The sequence below is a fragment of the Streptococcus macedonicus ACA-DC 198 genome, from assembly GCA_000283635.1.
In the GTDB taxonomy this organism is placed as follows: domain Bacteria; phylum Bacillota; class Bacilli; order Lactobacillales; family Streptococcaceae; genus Streptococcus; species Streptococcus macedonicus.
Genome location: HE613569.1, coordinates 548,183 through 574,828, shown reverse-complemented (window position 1 = coordinate 574,828; position 26,646 = coordinate 548,183). Strand labels below are relative to the sequence as shown.

28 protein-coding genes and 1 pseudogene are annotated in these 26,646 nt (G+C 37.6%); 8 read left to right on the top strand and 21 right to left on the bottom strand.

Annotation, left to right across the window (positions count from 1 at the left end; all coding sequences use genetic code 11):
* Window positions 1-64: 64 nt before the first annotated feature.
* The 15 genes from ileS to SMA_RS11870 form a co-directional block, all read right to left on the bottom strand.
* The gene (gene ileS / locus SMA_RS03065) at window positions 65-2,863 is read right to left on the bottom strand and encodes an isoleucine--tRNA ligase (protein WP_014294162.1); all 2,799 of its coding nucleotides are present in this window, start codon (window positions 2,861-2,863) and stop codon (window positions 65-67) included.
* Between the two features lie 308 nt (window positions 2,864-3,171).
* Entirely contained in the window at window positions 3,172-3,939 is a 768-nt protein-coding gene (locus SMA_RS03060; protein ID WP_014294161.1) for a DivIVA domain-containing protein, read from the bottom strand.
* A gap of 10 nt (window positions 3,940-3,949) precedes the next feature.
* Window positions 3,950-4,741 (bottom strand): YlmH family RNA-binding protein, encoded by a 792-nt coding sequence (locus SMA_RS03055; protein ID WP_014294160.1) that lies wholly within the window; start codon window positions 4,739-4,741, stop codon window positions 3,950-3,952.
* Window position 4,742: 1 nt separating this feature from the next.
* Window positions 4,743-4,997: a YggT family protein gene (locus tag SMA_RS03050; protein ID WP_014294159.1), complete on the bottom strand. Its 255-nt coding sequence runs from the start codon at window positions 4,995-4,997 to the stop codon at window positions 4,743-4,745.
* 3 nt (window positions 4,998-5,000) lie between these two features.
* The gene (locus tag SMA_RS03045; RefSeq protein ID WP_014294158.1) at window positions 5,001-5,609 is read right to left on the bottom strand and encodes a cell division protein SepF; all 609 of its coding nucleotides are present in this window, start codon (window positions 5,607-5,609) and stop codon (window positions 5,001-5,003) included.
* 14 nt (window positions 5,610-5,623) lie between these two features.
* A complete protein-coding gene (locus SMA_RS03040; RefSeq protein ID WP_014294157.1) occupies window positions 5,624-6,298 on the bottom strand; it encodes a YggS family pyridoxal phosphate-dependent enzyme in 675 nt (224 codons plus the stop codon).
* The gene (gene ftsZ, locus SMA_RS03035) at window positions 6,298-7,623 is read right to left on the bottom strand and encodes a cell division protein FtsZ (protein ID WP_014294156.1); all 1,326 of its coding nucleotides are present in this window, start codon (window positions 7,621-7,623) and stop codon (window positions 6,298-6,300) included. Before ftsZ ends, SMA_RS03040 begins: the two co-directional genes overlap by 1 nt.
* 20 nt (window positions 7,624-7,643) lie before the next feature.
* Window positions 7,644-9,017 (bottom strand): cell division protein FtsA, encoded by a 1,374-nt coding sequence (ftsA, locus tag SMA_RS03030; RefSeq protein ID WP_014294155.1) that lies wholly within the window; start codon window positions 9,015-9,017, stop codon window positions 7,644-7,646.
* A 135-nt stretch (window positions 9,018-9,152) separates the two neighbouring features.
* Complete coding sequence (locus SMA_RS03025) at window positions 9,153-10,442, bottom strand: cell division protein FtsQ/DivIB (RefSeq protein WP_014294154.1); 1,290 nt, start codon at window positions 10,440-10,442, stop codon at window positions 9,153-9,155.
* Window positions 10,443-11,519 (bottom strand): UDP-N-acetylglucosamine--N-acetylmuramyl-(pentapeptide) pyrophosphoryl-undecaprenol N-acetylglucosamine transferase, encoded by a 1,077-nt coding sequence (locus SMA_RS03020; protein WP_014294153.1) that lies wholly within the window; start codon window positions 11,517-11,519, stop codon window positions 10,443-10,445.
* A 2-nt stretch (window positions 11,520-11,521) separates the two neighbouring features.
* On the bottom strand, window positions 11,522-12,877 hold the full coding sequence (gene murD / locus SMA_RS03015; RefSeq protein WP_014294152.1) for a UDP-N-acetylmuramoyl-L-alanine--D-glutamate ligase: 1,356 nt from the start codon (window positions 12,875-12,877) through the stop codon (window positions 11,522-11,524).
* A gap of 122 nt (window positions 12,878-12,999) precedes the next feature.
* Window positions 13,000-13,272 (bottom strand): DUF3165 family protein, encoded by a 273-nt coding sequence (locus SMA_RS03010; RefSeq protein WP_014294151.1) that lies wholly within the window; start codon window positions 13,270-13,272, stop codon window positions 13,000-13,002.
* A 122-nt stretch (window positions 13,273-13,394) separates the two neighbouring features.
* Window positions 13,395-15,239 carry a translational GTPase TypA gene (gene typA, locus SMA_RS03005; protein WP_014294150.1) on the bottom strand — a complete coding sequence of 615 codons (1,845 nt, stop codon included), beginning with the start codon at window positions 15,237-15,239 and terminating at the stop codon, window positions 13,395-13,397.
* A gap of 144 nt (window positions 15,240-15,383) precedes the next feature.
* Entirely contained in the window at window positions 15,384-16,106 is a 723-nt protein-coding gene (locus SMA_RS03000; RefSeq protein ID WP_318248494.1) for an AraC family transcriptional regulator, read from the bottom strand.
* Window positions 16,103-16,228 (bottom strand): cupin domain-containing protein, encoded by a 126-nt coding sequence (locus tag SMA_RS11870; RefSeq protein ID WP_257235434.1) that lies wholly within the window; start codon window positions 16,226-16,228, stop codon window positions 16,103-16,105. The genes SMA_RS03000 and SMA_RS11870 overlap by 4 nt, the downstream gene beginning before the upstream one ends.
* Before the next feature lie 125 nt (window positions 16,229-16,353).
* On the opposite strand from SMA_RS11870, the gene SMA_RS02995 reads away from it, so the two are divergent.
* The 6 genes and pseudogenes from SMA_RS02995 (at window position 16,354) to SMA_RS11840 (ending at window position 20,271) form a co-directional block, all read left to right on the top strand.
* Window positions 16,354-17,256 (top strand): PTS sugar transporter subunit IIC, encoded by a 903-nt coding sequence (locus SMA_RS02995; protein ID WP_318248493.1) that lies wholly within the window; start codon window positions 16,354-16,356, stop codon window positions 17,254-17,256.
* Between the two features lie 36 nt (window positions 17,257-17,292).
* Window positions 17,293-17,658, top strand: coding sequence for a hypothetical protein (locus SMA_RS11865; RefSeq protein WP_318248492.1), 366 nt, complete (start codon window positions 17,293-17,295; stop codon window positions 17,656-17,658).
* Window positions 17,651-17,878: a hypothetical protein gene (locus SMA_RS11860; protein ID WP_014294149.1), complete on the top strand. Its 228-nt coding sequence runs from the start codon at window positions 17,651-17,653 to the stop codon at window positions 17,876-17,878. The genes SMA_RS11865 and SMA_RS11860 overlap by 8 nt, the downstream gene beginning before the upstream one ends.
* Before the next feature lie 246 nt (window positions 17,879-18,124).
* The gene (locus tag SMA_RS11855) at window positions 18,125-18,388 is read left to right on the top strand and encodes a hypothetical protein (RefSeq protein ID WP_223246236.1); all 264 of its coding nucleotides are present in this window, start codon (window positions 18,125-18,127) and stop codon (window positions 18,386-18,388) included.
* A 63-nt stretch (window positions 18,389-18,451) separates the two neighbouring features.
* A pseudogene (locus SMA_RS11850) lies at window positions 18,452-19,506 on the top strand (alpha-galactosidase); the annotation flags it as partial.
* Between the two features lie 171 nt (window positions 19,507-19,677).
* Window positions 19,678-20,271, top strand: a complete 594-nt coding sequence (locus SMA_RS11840; RefSeq protein ID WP_014294145.1) for an alpha-galactosidase — start codon at window positions 19,678-19,680, stop codon at window positions 20,269-20,271.
* Here the strand turns inward: SMA_RS11840 and SMA_RS02980 are convergent.
* The 5 genes from SMA_RS02980 to SMA_RS02960 all read right to left on the bottom strand — a co-directional run bounded on the left by SMA_RS02980 (window position 20,259) and on the right by SMA_RS02960 (window position 23,592).
* The gene (locus SMA_RS02980; RefSeq protein ID WP_014294144.1) at window positions 20,259-21,305 is read right to left on the bottom strand and encodes a hypothetical protein; all 1,047 of its coding nucleotides are present in this window, start codon (window positions 21,303-21,305) and stop codon (window positions 20,259-20,261) included. The two genes, SMA_RS11840 and SMA_RS02980, sit on opposite strands and share 13 nt — an antisense overlap.
* A 14-nt stretch (window positions 21,306-21,319) precedes the next feature.
* Window positions 21,320-21,709 carry a rhodanese-like domain-containing protein gene (locus tag SMA_RS02975; protein WP_014294143.1) on the bottom strand — a complete coding sequence of 130 codons (390 nt, stop codon included), beginning with the start codon at window positions 21,707-21,709 and terminating at the stop codon, window positions 21,320-21,322.
* 10 nt (window positions 21,710-21,719) lie between these two features.
* Window positions 21,720-22,688, bottom strand: coding sequence for an ROK family glucokinase (locus tag SMA_RS02970; protein ID WP_014294142.1), 969 nt, complete (start codon window positions 22,686-22,688; stop codon window positions 21,720-21,722).
* On the bottom strand, window positions 22,681-22,890 hold the full coding sequence (locus tag SMA_RS02965) for a YqgQ family protein (RefSeq protein ID WP_012961615.1): 210 nt from the start codon (window positions 22,888-22,890) through the stop codon (window positions 22,681-22,683). The genes SMA_RS02970 and SMA_RS02965 overlap by 8 nt, the downstream gene beginning before the upstream one ends.
* Before the next feature lie 171 nt (window positions 22,891-23,061).
* Window positions 23,062-23,592: a Dps family protein gene (locus SMA_RS02960; protein WP_014294141.1), complete on the bottom strand. Its 531-nt coding sequence runs from the start codon at window positions 23,590-23,592 to the stop codon at window positions 23,062-23,064.
* A gap of 129 nt (window positions 23,593-23,721) precedes the next feature.
* On the opposite strand from SMA_RS02960, the gene SMA_RS02955 reads away from it, so the two are divergent.
* The gene (locus SMA_RS02955; RefSeq protein ID WP_014294140.1) at window positions 23,722-24,372 is read left to right on the top strand and encodes a prepilin peptidase; all 651 of its coding nucleotides are present in this window, start codon (window positions 23,722-23,724) and stop codon (window positions 24,370-24,372) included.
* Window positions 24,373-24,454: 82 nt separating this feature from the next.
* A complete protein-coding gene (locus tag SMA_RS02950) occupies window positions 24,455-25,795 on the top strand; it encodes an Nramp family divalent metal transporter (RefSeq protein WP_014294139.1) in 1,341 nt (446 codons plus the stop codon).
* Window positions 25,796-25,863: 68 nt separating this feature from the next.
* Here SMA_RS02950 and trpA read toward each other — a convergent pair whose 3' ends face one another.
* The gene (gene trpA, locus SMA_RS02945) at window positions 25,864-26,646 is read right to left on the bottom strand and encodes a tryptophan synthase subunit alpha (protein WP_014294138.1); all 783 of its coding nucleotides are present in this window, start codon (window positions 26,644-26,646) and stop codon (window positions 25,864-25,866) included.

Genomic DNA, 26,646 nt, shown 5'->3' with positions numbered 1-26,646 from the left:
TATGTAAAAAACGAACTCAAAAATTTGAGTTCGTTTTTTGTATTTGTTAAACAATAAAGTGATGTTATTTTGCTTTAACTTCAAATCCTTCTACTACTGCTTCTGGGAAGTTTGCTTCAACGATTTCAGCACAGTGGTCACAAATAGTAACACCGTATGAACGTTCTTTAGCTGTTGGGGCAACACGACGGCAACGGTCACAAACTTGTCCGTCAGCATGAGCAACTGTGAACGCAACATCATCAAAGGTTACTGCGTCAGCAGGCGCAGGTTCATCAGTAACAGTCAATTGAGATACAATCAACAATTGAGCAACATCACTATCAAGTGCTGTAAGAAGAGTTTTCACTTCTTCGCTAGCATAAATTATCAAATGAGCTTCCAATGATTTACCAATGATTTTAGCATTACGAGCTTCTTCCAAAGCTTTTTGAGCTTGGTTACGAAGTGTCATGAAGGCATCCCATTCTTCAAGAATATTTTCTTGCCCTGCAAAGACTTCAGCATCTGGTAATTCAGACAATTGAACAAATTCTTCTGGTTCGAATTCGAGGTATGACCAGATTTCTTCAGCTGTGTGAGGAAGAATTGGTGTCAACAATTTAGTGATTTTAACTAAAATATCGTAGAAAACTGTTTGCATTTGACGGCGAGCAAGGTTATCTGCTGCTTCGATGTAAACAACGTCTTTAGCAAAATCAAGATAGAATGCTGACAAATCAACTGTGATGAAGTTCACGACAGCTTTGTAAATCGCCATGAAGTCATAGGCTTCGTAAGCTTTGCGAATTGTTGCTACCAATTGGTTGAATTTAACAGTCATGTATTTATCAACTGCACGCAAGTTTTCGTAAGCAACTGCATCTGTATTTGGATTGAAATCTGCTGTATTGGCAATCAAGAAACGAAGTGTGTTACGGATTTTACGGTAAGTTTCTGATGTTTGTTTCAAAATATCCATTGAGATACGAACATCGTTGCTAGAATCAACACTAGTTACCCAAAGACGTAAAATCTCGGCACCAAATTGTTTTTCAACATCACTTGGAAGGATTGTATTTCCGAGTGATTTAGACATTTTTTCACCTTTACCATCAAGGACGAAACCTTGAGAAAGCACAGCTTTGTAAGGAGCATGTCCGTTAACGGCAACTGAAGTGATTAATGATGAGTTGAACCAACCACGGTATTGGTCAGAACCTTCAAGATAAAGGTCAGCTGGATATTCCAAACCTTCGCGAGCATTCATAACACCATTCCATGAAGAACCTGAGTCAAACCATACGTCCATGATATCAGTTTCTTTAGTGAATTCACCATTTGGTGAACCTGGATGAGTGAATCCTTCTGGAAGAAGGTCTTTAGCTTCACGTTGCCACCAAACGATTGAACCATGTTCAGCAAACAAATCAGCAACGTGGTCAGTCACTTCTTTCGTCATGATAGCTGTACCATCTTCAGCATAGAAAATTGGAAGTGGCACACCCCATGCACGTTGACGTGAGATAACCCAGTCACCACGGTCACGAATCATGTTGTAAAGACGTGTACGACCCCATTCTGGATAGAATGTTGTGCGGTCAATTTCATCAAGAATGTCTTGACGGAATTTAGAAACTGATGCAAACCATTGTGGTACAGCACGCCAGATGATTGGTTTCTTAGTACGCCAGTCAAATGGGTATGAGTGAGTGATGACTTCGCTAGCAAGCAAAAGATCACCAAGTTTTTCAGTAACAGTCGGAACAACTTTATCGTAGAATTGACCTTGGAAATCTGGACCAGCATTTTCCATCATGATACCACGTTCGTCAACAGTAACAAAAACTTCCAATCCGTATTTAACACCAACGTTGTAGTCATCTTCACCAAAACCAGGGGCAGTATGGACAATACCTGTACCTGAATCAAGTGTAACGTGGTCACCCAAGATAACAAGTTCATCTACTTCTGTATCCCATGGGTGTTCTGTAACGATGTATTCGAGTTCAGTACCTTTATGTTTAGCGAGAACTTCAAATGATTCCCAACCAAATTTTTCAGCTAAGCTATCCAAGAGTCCTTCTGCAACAACGAATTTTCGGTCATCATTAGCTGGTTTCACAACAACGTAATCCATATCAGGACCAACAGTCAAACCACGTGAAGCTGTTACTGTAAATGGTGTTGTTGTCCAAACAACGATATAAGTATTAGTATCAAGCACACCTTTACCATCTTTAATTTTGTTAGCATAGTAAAGTGATGTTGAATCGATATCATGGTATTCGATTTCAGCTTCAGCAAGTGCTGATTCAGATGACCATGACCAGTAAACAGGTTTTGCACCACGGTAGATGTAACCTTTATCAGCCATTGCACCAAAGACACGAATTTGAGCAGCTTCGTATTCAGGACTTAATGTGATATATGGATTTTCCCAATCAGCAGATACCCCAAGACGTTTGAAATCTTCACGTTGTTTATCAACTTGGCTAAGTGCATATTCACGACACATCTCAAGGTAGTTAACCAAGTCCATTTCTTTACGTTTGACACCTTGTTTAGCCAAAACTTGTTCAATTGGAAGTCCGTGTGTATCCCAACCTGGAACGTAAGGAGCACGGAAACCAGACATTGATTTTGAACGAACAATAATGTCTTTTGAAATTTTATTCATGGCGTGACCAACGTGAATATTTCCGTTAGCGTACGGAGGTCCATCGTGGAGATTGAAAGAAGGTTTGCCTTCATTTAATTGTTGACGTTTAGCATAGATATCTGCTTCTTCCCATTCTTTTTGCCAATTTGGCTCTTTGTTTGGAAGTCCAGCACGCATTGGGAACGCAGTTTTCCCAAGATTAAGCGTATCTTTTAGTTTCATGACTACTCCTTATAAATAATAATATTTAACTATCATTGACATTGCCAATAACAGAAAATGACCTAACATATATGGTTAAACAAAAAAGCCTTCGTCTCAAAAAGGACGAAAGCTCGTGGTACCACCTTAGTTTAGAAATTTAGTCTTTAAAATCTAAATTTCCCTCTTTAACTCGTAAGGTGAGTTTGCCCTTTTACCCTACTTGATTCAGGTAAAAATGTTAGAAAAGGATAATTGATACCCAAGTGATTGCAGGTCTCACACCATCGCCTGCTCGCTGTGAATATTGACTATCAACCGTGTTTTTCTTATTCTTCGATATTTAATTTAAATGTTTGTGTTTCGTTAAGATTGATTTCAGAATCTGCTTCGTTGTCATCTACAATAGCAATTTTTTGTGTTTCTTCAAGATGTTTGTTTCCTGCTTCAACACGACGTTGCAATTCTTCCATTTCTTCTGGTGTAAATTGACGTGTTGCATCCATTGATAATTCGTCATCTGTTTCTGGAACTTTTTCTTCCAAAACTTTTTCAACAACTTCACGGAAAGCAGCATCTGAGTTTTGAAGATAAACTGCTGTTGGTTGCAACAATTCTGTCCATTCTGGTGAATTTGTTAAACCAAGTTGTCCTTCGATAGCTGCTACCAAACGTTGGTGAAATACACGTGTTTGACGTTTCAAATCTTCTGTTTCCACAGCAACACGTTTGGCTGCATCAGTTGCATCGCGTAAAATTTGATTAGCTTTTGATTTAGCCTCATCAATAAGATGTTGTGCATCATAGTTAGCTTTGCTAACAAGGTTAGCAGCTTCATCGTTAGCAGATGTTTTAACTTTTTCAGCTGTTTCTTGTGCAAGGATAACTGATTGACTCAATGATTCTTTCATTTTATCGAAGTAAGCTAATTTATCTTCTAAATCTTTGATTTTGTTTTCTTGTTCATGATTACGACGAACCAAGTCTTCATAATTATCTACAATAATATCAAGAAATTCATTAACTTCTTCTTCGTCGTAACCACGAAATTTTAATTTAAATGTTTTATCTTTAATATCAAGTGCTGTAAGTGCCATTGATTTCTCCTTATTTATGTATCATCTTATCTACGGTCAATTTACATTTTCCATTTTTGGTGAAACCATTTTCACTCAAAATAGAAAAGCGACCAAATCCTCTAACACTAATCAAATCTCCAACTTGAAGCATTTCTGAGGCTCTATCAACTATTTGATAGTTAAGTTTTACTTTATCAGTTTCTATCAACTGCACTGCTTGACTTCTTGAAAGATTCAAAACTGTTGCAAGAACTTTATCCATGCGCATACTAGAAACTATGATGTCCAGTTGCCGACTATCTTTCTCACCTGCAATTAACTGTTCCAGAGGAATTTCTTTTAGTGAAACACTAGCCTTAGCAATTTTAGTCACATTAGCTCTAAAGTAATCAGCCATATTTTGCTTTACCAAAAGCTGTGCATAACCAGATTCAACTAAAATATCTCCGATGACTGTTCGTTTAATCCCAAGTTTATGAAGTAAAGTCCCCATAATCTGAGAATGTGTCAGCTGATTAAATTTTGAATTGTAATTCACCTCAAGTAAGGTTAATTCAAAATCCTCAGGATTAAACTCATAATAGTCAGGTGCCACAATAAGTCGAGCGTATTCAGCTGGATAATAATCACTCGAAACAAAATAGTGTAATCTTCGATTGCCAATAACGCTTTTTGCGATATCAACTTGGCGAAGATTTAGAAAATCTGTTAAAGCATATGCATAAGTTTCTTCGACACGACGAGCAAGATCATCAATCTTTTCAATAAAATCATACTCATCTGGTCGAAAATGCTGATATAAACCCTTTTTCATCGCCATATTACGCAAAAATCATGATAAGAATACGACTTAAAACGTTTAGCGCAATTACTACGGCTAAAATCGTAAAGTCTAATCCCATGAATTGAAGATTAAAACGGCGAAAAGGTCTAATAACTGGTTCAACCAGTTGCCCCATGACTCTTCCAAACCAAGTGTTGTAAGCTCCTGGGAACCATGAAAGCAAAGCATACGCAAATAACAGATAAGAGTAAAACTGAATTAGTCTTAATAGTACAATTAATACAAAAATCATATATTAGCGTCTCTTCATGTCAAAGTCAAAACCGATGTCTTGCCCGTTATTTGGAACAGCAAGTTCTTCAACATTAACAATAACGTTAGAAGGTGTCAATAAGTACATTGAACTACCAACCTTTTGAAGACTTCCATAAAGAACTTTACTTGCACCATCAATAAAGTCAAGGCAACGGCGTGCTTGTGCATCAAGCATGTATTGGAAATCAATCAATACACATTCATTAACAATCAAAAGATCAACAATTTCTTGAGCATCCTCATATTTACGAGGAAATTTCAAAGTAATTGTCGTTGTTGCTTGATTAGCACTTACTTGCATTTGTTCTTCACGACGTTGATTTATTGAACGAACAGGTTGATTTTCTTCAACTGCTCGTCTATGTTGAGGCTGTTGTAGACGTTGACGAGCTGCTTCACCACCTTGAACTTGCTGAATTCTAACATTTTGAACTGGTTCAGCACGTCTTTGGGCTTGTTGTGGTACTGCTTCTGCTTGCTGTTGAACACGTGGGCGTTGAGCCTCTTCTTCAACAGTTTCTTCAACATCACTTACCTCATCAGTGTCGAAATAAGAAATTAGTTTGTCAAATTTATCTTTAAATGCCATCTTTTGTTCTCCCGTTATTTAAAGAATGATGTTCCAATTCTAACAAAAGTCGCTCCATTGCGAATCGCAATTTTGTAATCACCACTCATCCCCATACTTAATTCCGTAAAAGGCATATGAGGTAATTGGCGAGCTTGTAACTCTTGTCTAAGTTGGTTTGCTTTTCCAAAAATTTCTTCAATCTCACTTTCAGAAGCTTCTTTCGGAGCCATTGTCATCAAGCCCACGATTTCCACTTTATCAAATTCAGAGATTGCGGCTAAAGCTTCGTCAATTTCCGAAACTTTAAAACCGTGTTTGCTCTCTTCCTCTGAAATATTAACCTGTAAGAAACATTTGATAGTATGCTCTGCTCGTTTCTGAATCTCTGAAGCAAGTTTGACAGAATCCAAGGCATGGAAATAATCAACAAAGTTAATCACATTTTTAACTTTTCGACGTTGCAAACTTCCAATTAAATGCCAAGTCAATTTTCTATCTTTTAAGGCTTCATATTTATCAAGAAACATATCGGCCCTATTTTCACCAATATGTTCAATACCTGTGTCAATAAGACGAGCAGTAACACCACTATCAACATACTTCGTCACGGCGATAACATTGACACTTTCTTTAGAACGATTGGCTTGTTGCGCAGCCTGCGCAACTTGTTCAAAAACAAGGTCTTTATTTTTTTGAAAATCTGTCATTAACGATTTTTAAAGAATGGTGGTGTTTCTAGTTCATCATCCGCATCATCATCATTGGCTGTAAATGTTGACATTGTCAATTTACTATCTAATTCACCTTCTGTTGGACGTGCAATGTTGTCACGGCGAAGATCCCAGTTACCAAATGAATTTTCTTTTTGTTGAGATTGGTTAGCTGCTGGCTGTTGTGAAGCTGGCATAGCATGGCTTTTACCCATATCATAGTCAAAACTTGAACGACGTTCAAATGTTGTTTGATTTGGTTGTTGTGTACGCTCTGAAGCGTATTGAGCACCTGCTGCTTGTTGTGCATTAGCTTGAGTAAATGAACGAGTTGGTTGTTGGAATCCTGCTGCTTGCTCAGCGCGGTCTTGACGAACACCTGTTGCAACAACTGTTACGCGGATTTCATCTTTCATCGTATCATCAATAGATGTACCAAGCCAGATATTAACACCTTTACCTGCTGCTTGACTAATGATTTCAGAAGCTTCTTCTGCTTCTATAAGAGTCATATCAAGTCCACCAGTAACGTTAACGATAACATCTTGCGCACCATCAATTGTAGTTTCAAGAAGTGGTGAGAAGATTGCTTTACGAGCAGCTTCTGTAATACGTTCTTCACCAGAACCAATACCAATCCCCATAAGGGCGTTACCTTTGTTTGCCATAACTGTTTTAACATCGGCAAAGTCAAGGTTGATAAGACCAGGACTTGTAATCAAGTCAGTGATACCTTGAACACCTTGACGAAGAACATTATCAGCTTCGCTAAGCGCTTCAAGAAGAGGTGTTTTCTTATCAACAATTTCAAGAAGGTTATTATTTGAAATGATAAGTAATGTATCTACTTGTTCACGAAGTTCTGCAATTCCTTCTGCTGCAAAGTTACCACGTTTGTTTCCTTCAAAACCAAATGGACGTGTTACAACAGCAACAGTAAGAGCACCTAGGCTTTTAGCAATACGTGCGATAACTGGTGCAGCACCTGTACCAGAACCACCACCCATACCAGCAGTGATAAAGACCATATCAGCCCCTGTAAGAGCTTCTGTCAACACTTCTTCACTTTCTTCGGCAGCCTTACGACCTACTTCAGGTTGTCCCCCAGCACCAAGCCCACGAGTCAATTTAGGGCCTAACTGAATAACAGTTTCAGCTTTAGATGAGCTCAATGCTTGGATATCAGTGTTTGCTGCGATAAATTCAACACCAGCAACACCTTCATCAATCATACGGTTGATAGCGTTGCCTCCGCCACCACCAACACCGATAACTTTAATAACTGCACCTTGTACTGATGCTGTGTCAAATGAAAATGCCATTTTTATTCCTCACTTATTGTTTAGTCAAACATACTTCCAAAAATACTACGAACACGTTCACCAAGTTTTAGTTTTGGTTTTGATTCTTCTTGTTTTTGAACTGGTGGAACCTGAGTGGGTTGCGGTACTAGGTTATCATTTGCTGGTACAACTGGGTCGTTATTATAGACCACTCGTGGTTGTACTTGCGGTTGTGGTTCAAAATCAACTGGTTTGCGTCGAAGATTTTCTTCGCCAGAAACTGCTCGTTGCGCAATCACATTCACTTCACTCATTTTACCAACGTATTCAACAAGGCTGATGACGTTAGCAAACATTGGATTGCGGATACCAACTTGATTTGGAACATGTAGTTTAACTGTTGTTCCAAAAATCTCTTGAGCAACTTCAACCACACCTGGCATGATTGCTCCACCCCCAACAAGAATAATACCTCCTGGTAAGTCGAGCAACCGTCCACGTTCCAAATCTTGTTTAACACGATCTAGGATGTGGCGTACACGCGCAGAAATAATTTCTGACAAGTAACGCTCGCTAACTGAGATAGGTGTATCACTACCAACGACATCAACTTGGACAGTTTCTGACAAACTTGCTTCCTCTAGGTTAGCTTGTCCAAAGTTGAATTTAAGGGCTTCAGCAATCTGCATAGATGTTTTTAAAACTTTTGAAATATCTTTGGTTACATATTCACCGCCCTCTGGGTAAATGTTAGTGTATTGCAATTCTTGTGCACGCATAGAAGCAACAGTCGTTTGACCGCCACCTAAATCAATTACAGTAGCACCGAATTCGCGTTCACCTTCATTAAGAACTGATTTTGCCATAGCAAGCGGTGTGATGATAATATTTTCAACACTAATGCCTGCACGTTCAACTGTTTTACGAAGATTATGTAAGATAGTTCTTGGTCCTGTATAAATCAAACCACGCATCTCTAAGCGAATCCCCATCATGCCACGTGGATCACGAATTCCTTGGAAACCATCAACGATAAATTCTTCAGGAATCAATGAGATTACTTCACGTTCTGGAGTAATACTTTTTGTCAATGCTGATTTAACAACACTATCAACATCCTCATCTTTAATTTCTTTTGATTCACTAGGTACTGGAATCATCCCTTGGGTGGGTTCGATTTGAAGCAAGTTAGCTGGAAGACCTACGTTAATCTTATCAATTGTCATTCCTGCTTTTTCTTCTGCTTGCTCAACCGCTTTTTTAATCGCTTCAGCAGCAGCCTCAATATCTATAATAATCCCGTCTTTTACTCCCTCACTAGGAACATTACTCACACCAATCACGTTCATTTCGCCAGAAATAAATTCTGCTACTAGAACCTTAATCGAGCTTGTTCCTATATCCAAACCTGTAAAAAAGCCATTTCTAGCCATTCACTCGACCTCACTATCTTTCCAATCATTTACTATTCTAAAATCTGTATAAAATCAGAATCATTCAGAGAATATTATATCATAAAAAAACGTAAAATGTTATCATTTTACTTTTTTTGTTATAGAAACTTAATTTTATTGTTGACCAACCTGCATACCAGATGTCATATTATTCGGATTTTCCTCTGTAGTAGAGTTATTATCGCTAGCACCATCTACTGCAAATGCTTCTGTTGATACTTCTGTATCACTTGATTCTGTCTGAGTTTCCTCGCTAGATTTTGTTGTTGATTCGGTATCACTAGACTCTGTATTTTCAGCACTTGATTCTGAGCTAGCACTTTCTTTTTCAGCGGCAGCTTCGGACTCAATAGTTTCTGTCGTTGTGTAAATACCGACTTCCATATCAACAATGCTGGCTTCTGTCAGATTTCCCTTAATTTTTGTGTAGTAAGGTAATTTCTCAACAATTTCTGACAATGGTACACGAACAGTATTACCATCGTGCATTTCCAAAAGAAGTAAATCAGCTGTCGTCGAAGAATTCGCAGAGCTAACAATTTGAATTTGGCTAACCAAATCTTTATCTAGTTTTGAAAAAGCTTTTATCAATTTTTGAATATCGCTTTCAGAAGAAAGATTGATAGTCAGGAAAGTATCAGGTAATTCAGACGCCCCAACAACATCAAGGTGAGTTCCGTTTTCAAGAATTGGTTGGTAGCCATCATCCGTCTGAGCATAAGCCACAATATCATATTCTTTCACTTTTATCATGAATTTATTCGGAAAATAATAAACGATTTTAGCTTCTTTGACCATTTTATCGTTTTTCAAAATACTTTTTTCATACGCTGAATGGTTAAAAATCAGCGAGAAGAAATAATCTGAGCTTTTTATGCCCGACGCAGTCAAAACAGAATCAGAAGTTGTTGTTGATGTTCCCGAAACTGTGACTGTTTTTTGCTTGCTAATAGGCGTTACCAAAAAGAGCGATATTAGCAAAACTGCACCAGCAACAATAAGAACAGGATAAGCACGACATCTCGCTTTTTGAAGTTGTGTGAGCTCCTTTTTCTCTTTTTTCTCTTTTTTCTTTTTTTCTTTTCTGGCTTTTTTAGCTTGTTTTGCTTTTTGTTTTTTCTCTTTTTTAGAAACAATTTCTTGTTCGTCAGCATCACCGTTAGTTGTCTCTTTGTCAGCTTTCTTTTCAGACTGGGAGTCTTTTTCTTCCTCGTCGTCATCTTCTTTTTTGACATGCGGCGTGCGTTCTAAACGTAATTTTTCTTGACGTTTCTTTTTCTCAGCTTCTTCAGCTTCTTTTTTCTTCAGAAATTCAATATTGCGTTTTTGCCATTCTGTCAGCGCAAGCTTTTCGTCATTTTGAGTTTTAGATTCTTTTTTATCTTGCTCTTTCTCTTTTGTCATTTACATTCCTTTTGCGGTTTTAGAGATGTCTTGCGTGATGAGATGATAAAATTCATCTTGTGATTTGATTTCGTTTGAAGTCGCCATTGCTGTTTTATAACTATCTTCATGAGCAAAAAGTTGAGCTAATTCTTCTTCAAGATTAATAAAGGTTAATTTTTCTTCAGCAAGCTGACGAGCATAGCCTTTTTTCTCAAAATAAGCTGCATTTTCTAATTGGTCACCACGACTGGCTTCTTTCCCAAGAGGAACAATTAAGTGCAATTTGTGCATTGCAACCAATTCAAAGATAGTATTTGAACCACCTCGCGTCACAACCACATCAGCCATATCCATCAAAGGTTGATAAAGGTCTGTGACGTAGTCAACACGATAGAGGTTTTGACTTAAACCATTCAAACATTTATCCCCTGAAATGTTGATAACATTGAAATGCTCGATTAATTCAGGAGTATTAGTGATGAAATCATTAAAAACACGTGCCCCAGCAGAACCACCAATAAACAAAAGTGTTTTCAAATTAGGGTCAAAATGATTTTTTATCTCTTCAATTTTACTGTCATCATAGTCAACTTTACTGCCGACTTTTGTAATCGCTCCAACATGTTTTGCTTTTGCTAAGCCTTCAGCTTGTTCAAAAGTTGTGTACATTGTTGTCGCAAATTTATAGGCGATTTTATTTGCCAAACCCATAGACAAATCAGATTCATGAACAAATACAGGAACGCCTAACGTCTTAGCAGCAATGACTGGTGGAACTGACACAAATCCTCCTTTTGAAAAGAGGGCTTGTGGTCGAATTTTAGCAATAATTGCCAATGATTGTAGAATTCCAAATGACACTTTGAAAACGTCAAGCATGTTTTGCCATGAGAAATAACGTCTTAATTTTCCTGTTGCAATGGAATGGAAAGTCACATCAAGACCTGATTTGGTGATTTGTTCATGCTCAATGCCATTCTTGTCGCCAATGTAATGAACTTCCCAACCGTCTTTGATAAATTTTGGAATAAGAATAAGGTTCAACGTTACATGACCAACGGTTCCACCGCCAGTAAAGACAATTTTCTTAGCCATGTTTATTCTCCTTTAATTGCTTCAAAGGTTGCGATAAATTCGTCACCACGAACTTCAAAGCTCTTGTACATATCCCAGCTAGCATTAGCAGGGCTTAAGAGAACAACATCACCAGCTTCAGCTTTGTCATAAGCAATGCGAGCAGCGTCTGCAACGTCTTTGGCATCAACATATGGAACATTTGCTTTGTCAGCTGCACGTTTGACACGCGGAGCTGATTCACCAAGGATAACCATTAATTTAACCCCAGTAATATCTGGAACAAGTTCGTCAAATTCATTTCCACGGTCAAGACCACCAGCGATTAAAATCACTTTTGAATTATCAAAGCCTGAAAGGGCTTTTTGAGTTGCTAAAATATTAGTTGATTTTGAATCGTTGTAGAATTTAACACCATTAATCTCACCAAGTGCTTGAAGACGATGTTTTACGCCACCAAAATGAGTCAAGGTTTCTTTGATAGCATCATTTGCGATTCCTGATAATTTTGCTACGGCAATAGTTGCCAAAGCATTTTCTACATTATGGCTACCTGGCACACCGATTTCTGAAGCTTTCATGATAGCTTCACCTTTGAAATACAACGTATCACCGTCTAAGTAAGCACCGTCAACTTTTTCAGTTGTAGAGAATGGAACGACTTTGGCTACTGTTTTTTGTACTAATTCTTTTGCCAAATCTTGGTTGAAATTAAGCACGACGAAATCATCAGCACTCATATTCTTTTGAATGTTCCATTTTGCTGCAACATACTCTTCAAAAGTTCCATGATAGTCAATATGAGTTGGCATAAGGTTAGTAATAACAGCGATATGTGGGTGGAAAGTATCTGTTCCCATTAATTGGAAAGAAGACAATTCCATAACCAAAATGTCTTTATCTGTTGCTGTTTGCGCAACTTCTGAAGCAGGAAAACCGATATTTCCTGAAAGAAGCCCAGATTTACCACCGTTATTAAGTGTTTCGGCAATCATGGTTGTTGTCGTTGTTTTACCATTTGAACCAGTAATTCCAATGATTGGGGCATCTGAAATCATGTAAGCTAGCTCGACTTCTGTGATAACTGGAATATTTTTTTCGATAGCACGTGCTACCATTGGATTATCGTATCGAATACCTGGGTTTTTAACTATTAATTCAAAATTTTCATCCAAAAGTTCCAACGGGTGGCTACCACAGATAACTTTGATTCCTTCTTCAAGCAGTGATTGTGCAGCAGGATTTTCATCAAATGGTTTACCGTCATTGACAGTAACGATAGCGCCCAATTTTTCAAGGAGTCGTGCTGCGGCTTCACCAGATTTTGCCAAACCAAGTACCAAAACTTTTTTATTTTCAAATATTTTAATTGTTTTCATCATACATCCATTCTAACATTGCAAGTATAATAATATTCTACATTTATTTAAGGTGTTTTTCAATATCTTACGACATTTCCCGCCACAAAGCTGACAAAGATACGAAAAAAGCTGAGTACCCCTCAGCTTTTCTTGCTATAATGCTTTTTTTCATCTTTCTTAGACGGTAAGCGATAGACATCTCTTATGGCGAAGAATCCTAAGGCAACCATAGCAAGTCCAAGAAAGATTTCTGGTGGTGATTGCATAATTTTGACAAAACTCATAGCTGCCAAAACGAGCAATAAAGCTACTGCTCCCACCATACCAATCATATTTAAAGTGCTGCGAATTGTTTTTGGAGCCATGAAAAAATAATACGAAACAATCAAAGTAGCAACGATTAAATAAAACATTCATAACTCCTTTCTTTTACAATTCAATTTATCAGTTTTAAGCGAAGACTTGATTTAATCTAACAGATTTCCTCGCTTTTTTTGTTTTTAGGATCGGACCTAAAACAGTCTTCTGGACTGTTTTACTCCTCTGCAGATTTTTTCTTCTTAGCTGCTTTAGCGCGCAAGTTTTTATCAAGGATTTGTTTACGCAAGCGGATTGATTCTGGTGTTACTTCCATGTATTCGTCATCGTTCAAGAATTCAAGTGATTCTTCAAGCGTCAAGATACGTGGTGTTTTGATAACAGCAGTTTGGTCTTTCGTAGCTGAACGGACATTAGTCATTTGTTTAGCTTTAGTGATGTTAACTGTCAAGTCGTTTTCACGTGAGTTTTCACCGATAATCATTCCTTCGTAAACTTCAGTACCTGGGTTAATGAAGATTGTACCGCGTTCTTCAACAGACATGATTGAGTATGTTGTTGCTTTACCAGTATCGATAGATACAAGAGCACCACGACGGCGTCCACCAATTTCTGCATTGATAACTGGCAAGTATTGGTCGAATGTATGGTTCATGATACCGTAACCGTGAGTCATTGAAAGGAATTCAGTTGGATATCCGATAAGTCCACGTGCTGGTGCCAAGAATACAAGACGTGTTTGACCATTACCAGTTGATTGCATATCAAGCATTTCACCTTTACGTTCTGATAATGATTGGATAACTGAACCTTGGTATTCTTCTGGTGTGTCGATTTGAACACGTTCGAATGGTTCACATTTCACGCCGTCAATTTCTTTGATGATAACTTCTGGACGTGATACTTGAAGTTCATATCCTTCACGACGCATTGTTTCGATAAGAATAGACAAGTGCAATTCACCACGACCTGATACAGTCCATTTATCTGGTGAATCAGTTGCTTCAACACGAAGTGATACGTCAGTTTGCAATTCAGCAAGCAAGCGTTCTTCAACTTTACGAGATGTAACGAATTTACCTTCACGACCTGCAAATGGTGAGTTATTTGCCAAGAATGTCATTCGAAGTGTTGGTTCATCAATGTGAAGAATTGGAAGCGGTTCAACGCAATCTGTTGGAGTGATTGTTTCACCGACAAAGATGTCTTCCATACCAGAGATAGCAATCAAATCGCCAGCTTTTGCTTCTTGGATTTCACGACGTTCAAGTCCGAAGAAACCAAACAATTTAGTAACACGGAAGTTTTTAGTTGTACCGTCAAGTTTTGAAAGAGTAACTTGGTCACCAACTTTAACAGTACCGCGGAAAATACGTCCGATACCGATACGTCCAACGAAATCATTGTAATCAAGAAGTGATACTTGGAATTGAAGTGGTTCTTCTGAGTTATCAACTGGCGCTGGAATATGGTCAATGATAGTGTCAAAGACTGGAGCCATTGTGTGTTCTTGATCAGCTGGGTCATCTGAAAGTGATGATGTACCATTGATAGCTGATGCGTAAACAACTGGGAATTCTAATTGGTCATCGTCAGCACCAAGTTCGATGAAGAGTTCAAGAACTTCATCAACAACTTCTGCTGGGCGAGCTGATGGTTTATCAATTTTGTTAACAACAACAATTGGTGTTAAGTTTTGTTCAAGAGCTTTTTTCAACACGAAACGTGTTTGAGGCATAGTTCCTTCGTAAGCATCGACAACAAGCACAACACCGTCAACCATTTTCATGATACGTTCAACTTCTCCACCGAAGTCCGCGTGTCCTGGTGTGTCCATGATATTGATACGAACACCGTTGTAAGCAACTGCAGTATTTTTAGCAAGGATTGTAATACCACGTTCTTTTTCAAGATCGTTTGAGTCCATTGCACGTTCTTGCAATTCTTTACGTTCGTCAAGTGTGTGTGATTGTTTCAATAATTCATCAACAAGGGTTGTTTTCCCGTGGTCAACGTGGGCGATAATCGCCACGTTACGAATATCTTCTCTTAATTTAGTCATGATTCCTCGATTTTTTAAATTTATTATAACTTTTGAATTATACCACAAATCCTATGAAAAAACAGCGATAAAACAAGTGTAAATGTTTTCAGAAACGGATTTAGCTTCTATTGTATGTAAAAAGTATTATTTTAATAAAAATTCCTATTGCTTTCTGTTTTGAACATTGACTTCAACTTGACGGTACTTTTCTGGAGAGTATCCTGTCCATTTTTTAAAAAACTTAGAGAAATATAATGGGTCTGAAAATCCAATGGAACACGCAATGACATTGACTGGTGATTCCGTTTTTGTTAATAATTCTTTGGCATTCTCAATCCGCAAATGTGATAGATATTGCTTTAAGCTGACGCCTATTTTTTGTTTGAATAAACGAGCTAAGTAAGAGCGATTGAGGTTAAGGTAATCAGCTATTTCTTGGACTTTAATCGGCTTATCTAAATTAAGATTGCAATAAGCGACAGCTTCTTTGATGTAAGACAAGCCATCTTTTTTATCTTGAGATTGATGATTTGGAAAATTTTCAATCAAGAAAGCAAATAAGTCATAAATAGCACGATTAGCTTTAAGTTCTCTCAACAAAACTGGCTCCTTTGTTGCCTTAAAGAATTGATTATAAATCTTGACCAAGCGTTCGTCTTTATCATAATGAAATACTGGCTTTTCAAGCAAATTCGTACAACCAAGGTAGTGTTCAATTTTCGCACCTTGAACACCTATCCAAGCATAGCACCACGGTTCTTTTTTATCAGCTTCATAATAAATTTCCTCACCTGGTTTCATTAAAAAGGCATCGCCTGTTGATAACTCATATGTTTGATGATTAACTCTGAAAATCCCTTTACCAGCTGTAATGTAATGAATCATATAACTTTTTTTCTGACAGCAGGTCCATAAAAATGCCCAGAATCACATTCCTCATAGCCGTAATTATAAAGCATCACATCTATATTTTGATAACAGTCATTAGAATAATTAATAATTTTCATTACTTTCTCCAAAAGTCACAAAATTCCATAAATAAAAAACGAAAATCCATATCTTTATATATTCTAAGCGTTTACAATAATTTTGTGGATTAAAAAAATATCCATTTTATTTTAGAAGGTTACTTATGTCTTTAACTGACAAAATCACACAAAAAATGATGCCACTGGCTACGGCTATTTGTGAAAACAAGCATCTAACCAGTTTACGTGATGGTTTTATGGTTGCTTTCCCAGCCACAATGTTTGCATCTATTATGATGATTATCCAAAATTTACCCGCTACCTTTGGATTCGACAAATTTTTACCTGACGGTTTCATAACCTTTTTGAATGATTTTTCTGGTCCAATCGGAAATGCAACAATGAATGTCACAGTATTATTTGTTACTTTTGGTGTTGGTTATCATTTTGCTAACTATCTTAAATGCTCAAGGATTTATGCTGGTGCTGTTAGTTTATCGTCTTTCCTACTACTTCTTCCATTTAAAACAGTAAAAGGTCAAGTTTACATGCCGACAGCAAAGCTTGGCTCTCAAGGAATGATTGTAGCCATCCTAACTGGATTTTTAGCGACAGTCATTTTTGCTTACCCAGAAAATAAAAAAATTACCATAAAAATGCCAAAACAAGTGCCTCCTGGGATTGCAACATCATTTACATCGATTATTCCAAGTGCGGCATCTCTATTGATTTTCAACACCGTTCGTTACCTCTTTACCTTTACAAGTTGGGGCAATGCTTTTGATTGTTTATTTAATGTTTTACAACAATCTTTAGTTGGTCTTGGAACAAGTTTGCCTGCTACTCTCGTTGCCGTTGTCGCTGCCCAACTCCTTTGTTGGTTTGGAGTTCATGGTCAAATGATTGTTGGCGCCATAACTGAACCACTACTGCAAACATCAAACCTCGAAAATTATGCTGCCTTTCAAGCTGGAAAATCGTTACCGCACATCATCTGTTCAACTTTCATGAGAATTTTCCCACTTATTGGTGGTAACGGAATGACTCTGGGTGTTGTTCTGGTATAACTTTTCCTAGCACGCTCACTTCGCCTAAAAAGCACAATGAAAATGGTAGCTGTTCCTGCTTTCTTCAATATTTCTGAACCGATTACTTTTGGACTTCCAATGGTTTTAACTCCAATGGTACTCATCCCTTGGAGTTTGCCTCCTGTTGTGACCGTGTTAACGTCATACTATGCTATTTATCTTGGTTTTGTTCCTCGTCCAATTGGTGTCACTATTGTTTGGACAACACCTGTTTTCCTTTCAGGCTGGATTGGAACAACCTCTATTGCTGGTGGGATTTTACAACTGGTTAACGTGGCAGTTTCTATTGCGATTTGGCTTCCATTCATGATGGCAATTGACAAAACATATCTCGCTGATGAAGCTAATCCTGCAACAGAAAGTGTAGCAGAAAATGATTGAAAACACCGTATTAAGCTACTCTAAACAAATTGATTGTCCTGTTGAGGTGATTTATCAAGAAATCATTGAGGAAACACTACAATTTTTCAAATACTACGATAACTACATCACCCAACTTCAGGAACAGATGACAATTAAGAAACCATTTTTCACTAAAATGATTAAAGAGAGAGTTTGGGGTAAAACAACCGTCATTGAAATGAAAAAAATCACTCTTTAAAACTGTCAAGTAGTTACGCTGGCGGCAATATTTTACAATGTTTTCTTTTTGAGACCGTTAATGGTAAGACAAAAATCGAGTATCAAGAAGCTAATAGTTTCACTGATAAAAGTAAGCAAGTTAATTTCTTTATTGTCTCGTTATTATACCACTTCGTTTTCAAATACAAAGCAGCCAAACGTCTCAAGTAAATTGCCACAAAGGTTGCTTAGGGGGTCAATTACAAAAATAAACAATATTTTTCGCTTGTCAAATACTGATATGAGTTACCTCATCAAAATCATGCCAAATAGACAACTTGAACAACTGTATTTTGGTCCAACATTAGCGCTAAAAGAAGATGACTTTTCCCTTTTAGAACACTCAGAAGGCAAAGCTGCTGGCACTGTTAAATATGCCAAAAATAGCAGTTTTACATTAGCTGATAAACATCAAGAATGCGCCCTTTATGGGACAACGGCTTTCCAAGAGGCTTCACTTGAAGTGACCGTCCATGATACCCCACACTAATTAGAGTTAAAATACCTTGATTACGATCCTCAAAAAGAAAAGCTTTCCTATTCTGGACCACATGTCAGACTAAATGATGACGCTGAAATATTAAGCCTTAGACTAGAAGATGCTGGGTTGCAATTACAAGTCACTTTAGAATATGTCTTTTTTAAAAAAGGAAAAAATATAAGCAAACGCGTCCTTATTAACAACAATGGACAACATGATATTGTCTTAACACGCGCACTCTCCTCAACCTTTTGGCTAGAAGATACCAACGACTATCAGGCTTATCATTTTTCAGGTGCTTGGATTTCAGAACGTCAATTAAAAAAATACCCACTTCAACAAGGAAGTTTTAAAGTCGAAAGTTTAACTGGTACAAGTAATCATCAACACAATCCCTTTGTCGCTATTGCCAAAAAAGAAACGACTTTTGACACAGGCATGTGTTGTGGAGCAAACTTGGTTTATTCTGGTAATTTCATTCAACAAATTGATGTTAATGAATGGAATCAAGCAAGATTAATGAGTGAGATTTCACCTTATGCTTTTTCTTGGCAACTAAAACCAAATGAAAATTTTGCAACACCGCAAACTGTTTTAAGTTTTAGTCAAGACAGTCTCAATGGCTTAGTACAAGAAGACGCTAGTTTTATTTCTGAACATATCATTTCTCCATTCTGGGCAAAACGAGAGCGACCAATTGTACTAAATAGCTGGGAGACTTACGTTTTTGATTTCGATGAAAACAAGCTTTTAACCCTTGCGCAGCATTGGGCATAGAATGTTTTGTCGTTGATGATGGTTGGTTTGCTAAACGCAACAACGACCACTCATCATTAGGTGATTGGTACCCAAATCCTGAAAAATTTCCAAATGGATTACAAGTATTTGCCCCAAAAATTCACCAAATGGGGGTACAATTTGGTCTTTGGTTTGAACCCGAAATGGTTAACGAGGATATCGAGCTTTATCGTAAGCATCCTGATTGGATTGTTGAGCCAACACAAGAACGTTATTCATACGGTCGTGGTCAATTAGTGCTTGACTTTATCAATCCAGCTGTTGTCGAAAATATTTTTGAACAAATGTCTTTGATTATCGATGAAACACAACTAGATTATCTCAAATGAGATATGAACCAAAATTTAACCAAAATTTAACCAAAATTTAACCGAAGTTTATTCCAATTATCTCGCCAAAAACGGCATCAGACAAGGAGAATTTCTTCATCGCTATGCTCAAGGTATTTATCAATTATACGAAAAATTACTTGAACGTTACCCAAATTTCCTCATTGAAGGTTGGCATCAGGGGGCGGACGATTTGATTTAGGTATTCTTTATTATAGCCGTCAAATCTGGGTTAGCGACAATACCGATGCGATTGCCGGATTGGATATCCAAGAAAATACTGCTCTTGCCTACCCAATCACTTGCCTATCTAACCATGTCTCTCAAGTTCCAAATGGTCAAATTCAACGTAATACCCCTTTAGAAACACGTTTCAACGTTGCCATCTCTGGAATTCTTGGCTATGAACTGGATTTATTAAGTTTAGACGAACACTCAAAAAATATTATAAAACAGCAGATTACACTGTACAAAAACCTTAGACATGACATCATGACTGGACGTTTCTACCAAGTTCTGAAGCGTCCAAACAAGCACATTTGGGCACTTCAAAGTTCACAAATCATTTTGGTTGGGTATTTTTCAATCCTAACGGAACTAATCAAGAAACTGCTGCTTTGGTTGGTGATTTTCAATAAAAACTTCTCCTCCTCAGAAAACATTGATATCACCAATCTTTCTCTTTCCATAACCCAAAAAAGATGGGAACCACGTCCCATCTTTTGTTATATTTTAACTATTTCAGCATTGTCTTATTCGACATAAGCGGTGCTGACAACGCTCCAATTTGTTGCTTCGAGTGTGCCTTGTTCAAGATAGCCGTCTGCATTAACACGATATAAGGCTAAACGTGTTTTTGAATCGCTTTTTTTACGGACACTAGCATAAACCAAATTGTCATCATATGCTTTGACATTTACGAAATAATTTTCTTTATCTTCATCAGATAATTGATTTTGCGAAGCATAAATGGTAAGAACCCAAGCTTCCACTTGCTCAGTCGTTAAATTTTTAGTATCAATGGCATCAACAACAGCTGCTTGGTCGGTTGGTACTAATTTGAGATTAGTGTTTAACGAATAAGTAAATTTGCTAGAGGTTGTTGTCCAAAATTGTGGATAAATATAGCCATTTTTGACATAAATTCCTGAAGCAAATTTTGGTGTTGTTTGGTAACTACCACCGATACCACCAAAAATAAGTGCACCGATGGCTTCACTATCACTTCCATCAGCAGGATAAAAACGATAAACACCTTGTGCCACTTCTTCATAACCAGAAACACGCTCTGTAATGATATAATTAGACTGGTTTTTAGTCATTGTGCCATCTTCACTGATTGTCAAAATAACTCCATCAAAATCAGCTGTTTTCCAATTTCCAACAAGCTCCGCAGGGACACCTTGTTTTATCGTTGAAGAGGTCTTGGTCTCGCTCGTGCTTGATGAACTTGAAGAACTAGATGAACTTGTTGACGTAGCCGTTGTAGATGGCGACCATTCCGACTTATTATTGGCGGTTGTTTCGCGATTGAAAGCTGCGACGAGATACAAAATAATCAGAGCCAAGAAAACCAATGGACTGATTAAAAGAATCCTGATTAAACGACGTTTCTTGTTTTCTTGCAATTTTTCGACGTAAACATTGCGTAATGCTTCAAGTCTCTTCTTCTCATCTTCGTCTGTTACTTGGCTTAATTCCAAATCTAATTGGAAAATCTGATTTTTGAGATATTTTGATTTCAGGGCATCCTTACTCTCATCGTTTTTTCTCTTTAAATTTTCTTTTTCAAATTCCATATATTGGTAAATGATTAACTTTCTTTAACTTTTCCTGTCCAGTAGTCAAAGCCGTCTTTAAGAACATAAAGATTAGTGTAGCCTGCTTTTTTAAGTGTTCTAATAACACGTGGAATTGCTGAACTTCTACTACTATCGTATAAAAGAACAGGTTTATCTTTACGAATAGCAGACATTGAGAGTTGAATTTGATTAGCCGGAAGATTACGAGCTCCCATGATATGTTTTGTCTTGAAAGCGTCAGCCTCACGCACATCAATCAATTGACTTGTGTGAATCATGCTTTCAAACTCAGCATTATCAATAAATTTCGCTACACGGCGGAGACTAAAATAAGTCCAAGCCATCCAAGCAACGATAGCAACTAAAATAACTAAAATAACTAAAACGATAATCCAGTTCATGTTGCGCCCCTTAATCTACAAATTGACTTGCAAGACTTGCTGCACCGATGATACCAGCATCATTTCCAAGTTCGGCAATTTTAATTTTTGTTGTTTTGCGCACTTGTGGGAAAGCGTAGCTGACAAAATATTTTTCAACGCGACTACGCAAGAATTCACCTGCAGCTGAAACACCACCACCGATAACAACTGAATCTGGGTTCAAGATGTTTGCGATATTTGCTGTTGCTTGACCAAGATAGAAACCAACTTTTTCAACAACTGAATCGGCAAAATGGTCACCCGCTTCAGCAGCGACAAAGATGTCTTTACTTGTCACCACATCACCATTGTCAATGGCAGCTTTGATGCTTGAATCACCTTCGTATTCTTCAGCCAAATGACGAGCCACACGCACAACACCTGTTGCTGAAGCAACTGTTTCTAGACAACCTTTGTTACCACAAGTACATTTAAATCCATCAACTGGTTCAACATTCATGTGACCAATTTCTCCACCAGCACCAGCGACACCGTGGATAAGGTTACCGTCAGCGATAACACCGCCACCAACACCAGTTCCAAGTGTTACAAAAACAACATCTGGATTATTTGCGCCAGCACCTCTCCAACGTTCACCAAGTGCAGCTACGTTTGCATCGTTATCAATAGCAAATGGAATCCCAAGTTCACGTTCGATAACTGAACCGACTTCTTCAGTGTGTGCCCAGTTCAAGTTGAAAGCACCTGTAACTGTTTTTTTAGCGCGGTCAACAGCACCTGGAGACCCCATACCGATACCTACAAAATCATCTTTTGTCAAACCGTAAAGATTCAAACGGTGTTTAATTGATTCAACAATATCAGGGACAATGTGTTTACCATCTTCAAGTATATTCGTATCAATTGCCCATTTTTCTTGCACTTCTCCCTCAAGTGTTAGGATACCGAATTTAATCGTTGTCCCACCAAGGTCAATCCCTAAAAGTTTTTTAGTCATTATTTTCTTTCTCCATTTCTAAACGGTGCTCACGTCGCAAAATCAATTCAGCTGTCAGGTAATCCGTCTTGTCAATCAATCCATTTTCATACAATTTTTCTAATTCCAGTTTCATGACTTCAATATCATAAAGACGCTTACCGATATAGACATAAATACCAAATCGTTTCAACAATTGTTGCACATCATATAATGTTTTCATATGAAGCATTTTATCAAAAAAAACTAGCATTTTCAATAAGAATATGCAATCGGTTTCTCTGGTTTTTACATACTTTTAACATAAACAACAAAGCAGGTCATGCGACCTGCTTTGTTGTTTATAGGCGAGTAAAAAAACGTCCAGTGGACGTTTTTTTATCTATTTTGAAAATTATTTGTTTCCTGGTGCTTGTCCGCGTTCGGCTTGGAGCATCCAGATTGTCTTTTCAGCATCTGCTTGGGCAGCCATGAAAATATCATTAGAAGGTGCGTCGCCTTCTTCGTCAGTGACATCAAGCCCAACTTGGTAAAGTGCTGACAAGTAAGTATAAACGTCAACTAAACGTGCCAAATGTTCATCCATTGTTTTATCAAATGAACCAGTTGTTTCTTCAAGTTTAGAATTTTCATCAAATTCTTTCAATGTTGAATATGGAGCACCACCGATCGTAATCAAACGTTCGCTCATTTCGTCCAATGAAGCGTTAAGACCATCCATCAATTCATCCATTTTTGGATGCAAATAATAGAAGCCTGCTCCACGCATGTACCAGTGAACCTGGTGAACAATTGAGGCAGCTTTTGACAAATCAGCAACCGCTTGGTTAAGAACAGCTTTTGTTTTAGCATTTTTAGCAGTTGATTTTTGTGAGATATTATGTGTTATAGATGCGTAAATGTTTTCAGTGATTGTTTGAGTCATAGTAAACCTCCTCGTCAAATGACATTTTAGGATTCCTCATCCTTTGCTTTACAATAATATTTTAGAATAATTCTAAATAAAGAGCAAATAATATGCTCACTTTTTTAATTATTTTTCGAATAAACTAGTATGGACATTTTATTATTCTTTTTTCTAGGGGCTTCTATTGCTTCTTTTCTTAGTTTAATCGTTGATCGATTTCCCGAAAAATCAATCATTTTTCCTGCCAGTCATTGTGATTCTTGTGGACAACAACTTGCCGTTCGTGATTTGATTCCCATTTTTTCTCAACTGATAAATCATTCACGTTGTCGTTTTTGCCACACCAAAATTTCTTTCTGGTATGGGCTGTTAGAGATTTATTTTGGGGGCATTGTCGTACTTTACTATTGCGCACTTCTCTCACTCGACCAAGTTTTTATCTTGTTTTTTAGCACAACTCTTAGTCTTTATGACTTGAAACGTCAAGAGTTTCCATTATTGATTTGGCTCCTTCCAAGTATTTTTTTGCTTTTTGTCACGCCGATTAGTGCGCTAGCTATTATTCTTTTGGCTTTTGGGATAGTGGCAGAGCTAATTGATTTGAAAATCGGTAGCGGTGATTTTTTCTACCTTGCCAGTTTGAGTCTGCTTCTTGACCTTCAAACTATTTTATGGATTATCGAGCTTGGCTCTCTTTCAGGTATTATTTACTACTTTTTCCAGACAAATAAACGGATTCCCTTTGTGCCATTTTTATTTTTAGGATACCTAATTTTATTTATTTTTAACTACGCTTAATTTTTTAATTAAATATGGTTTATTTTTTAAAATTTTCTGCTATAATAAGTGTTAATAAAAGATTTAGAAAAGAGGTAGTGCCTTGGAAACTTCTACACATTACCAAAAATCACTCAGTGAAGTTAATCAAAGTATTGCTGTCCCCAAAAATGCCTCATTTTGGTGTACCCTTAGAGCCTTTATTGGACCAGGAGCTCTGGTTGCCGTTGGTTATATGGACCCTGGTAACTGGATTACTAGCGTAGTCGGTGGAGCAACTTATAAATACCTGCTTTTGTTTGTTATCCTCGTCTCATCTTTGATTGCGATGCAGTTGCAACAAATGGCTGGAAAATTAGGTATCGTGACCAAATTTGATTTGGCTCAAGCAACAGCTGCACATTCGCCAAAGAAGCTCCGCTACTTACTTTTTATTGTGATTGAATTAGCATTAATGGCGACAGATTTGGCTGAAGTCATTGGTTCGGGAATTGCTCTTCATTTACTTTTTGGTTGGTCTTTGTTATTCTCGATTTTCATCACGATTTTAGATGTCTTTATTCTCTTATCTTTGATGAAATTGGGATTCCGTAAAATTGAGGCTATCGTATCGACCTTGATTGCAACCATTTTGATTATTTTCCTTTACTTGGTCATCTTATCAAAGCCAAGTCTTTCAGGAATTTTGCATGGTTATCTCCCTAATGCATCGATTTTAGATTTAAAACAAAGTGGCGTTAATAGTAAATTGACATTAGCTTTGGGGATTATTGGGGCGACAGTTATGCCACATAATCTTTATCTCCATTCTTCAATTTCGCAGACACGAAAAGTTAATTACGAGAGCCAAGATTCTATCAAACGAGCCGTGCGTTTCATGACTTGGGATTCTAACATTCAACTCACGCTTGCTTTCGTGGTTAATTCCTTGTTGCTCATCTTAGGGGCTTCGCTCTTTTATGGACATGCTAGCGAGATTAATGCTTTTTCACAAATGTATGCTGCCCTTCAAAATTCTGAAATTGCAGGGAGCGTTGCCAGTGCTGCTCTATCCACTTTGTTTGCTATCGCTCTACTTGCCAGCGGGCAAAATTCGACTATTACAGGAACACTAACTGGACAGATTGTTATGGAGGGCTTTTTGAAACTCCATTTGCCACAATGGGTGATTCGTTTGGTGACACGTTTGGCCGCTCTTGCACCCGTTATGATTGCCGCTGTTCTCTACGGTAGTCAAGAAAGTGTCCTTGACCAGCTAATCGTCTATTCTCAAGTCTTTCTATCCATAGCTTTGCCGTTTTCTATTTTTCCTTTGGTTTATTTCACATCAAACCGCAAGATTATGGGAAAATTTGTCAATGCCAAATGGAACACTATTCTCGGCTATCTCGTCGCTATTGTATTAACACTGCTCAATTTAAAACTCATCATTGATTTGTTCTAAATAAAATAACTTAAAAACAGAGACTCCACATCAAAGGAATCTCTGTTTTTTTTTTTGCTGAAATGAGTTTATTTTTGATAATTTGAGCCGTATTTGACGAAGTCAGCAACATCATCTGTTTTTCCTTCGTGTAAGCCTCTAACAATTTTTGTTCCGACAATAACACCGTCTGATACTTTGTTAAATCGCTCAATGTCCGCTGGAGTTGAGACACCAAAACCTGTTAAAACAGGAATGTCAGCAATGGTTTTAAGATTGGTCAAATGTTTATCCAAATCATCACGATAATTACCAGTTTTACCAGTAACACCATTAATAGCAACGGCATAGATAAATCCTTCAGCATCTTTACATAACGTTTTTTGACGTTCAATACCTGTTGTCAGACTAACGAGTGGCACAAGCGCAATATCTGTGTCGGTAAGATATGGTTTTACCATATTCTCGTGTTCGTGTGGTAAATCAGGAATAATCAACCCTTTAACAGACGTATTTTTCAAGTCAGCAATAAATTTCTCAATGCCGTATTGATAGACAGGATTGATGTAAGTCATGATGACCAAAGGAATTGTCGTTTGTTTTTCTTGTAATTTTTGAACAATCGCTGTCAAATTCACACCATTAGCCAAGCTTCTTTGCCCTGCCAATTCAATGACTGGTCCATCAGCAACGGGGTCTGACCATGGAATGCCTACTTCAATAGCAGAAGCTCCGCTATTTTCCAAAAAAGTAATGGTGTCAAACAAACTGTCTAAAGCTTTTTCGTGGTCTCCTGCCATAATGTATGGCACAAAAATTCCTTTACCGCTTGTTGCAATGTTTTCAAGATGTTTTGTGAGTGTCTTAGTCAT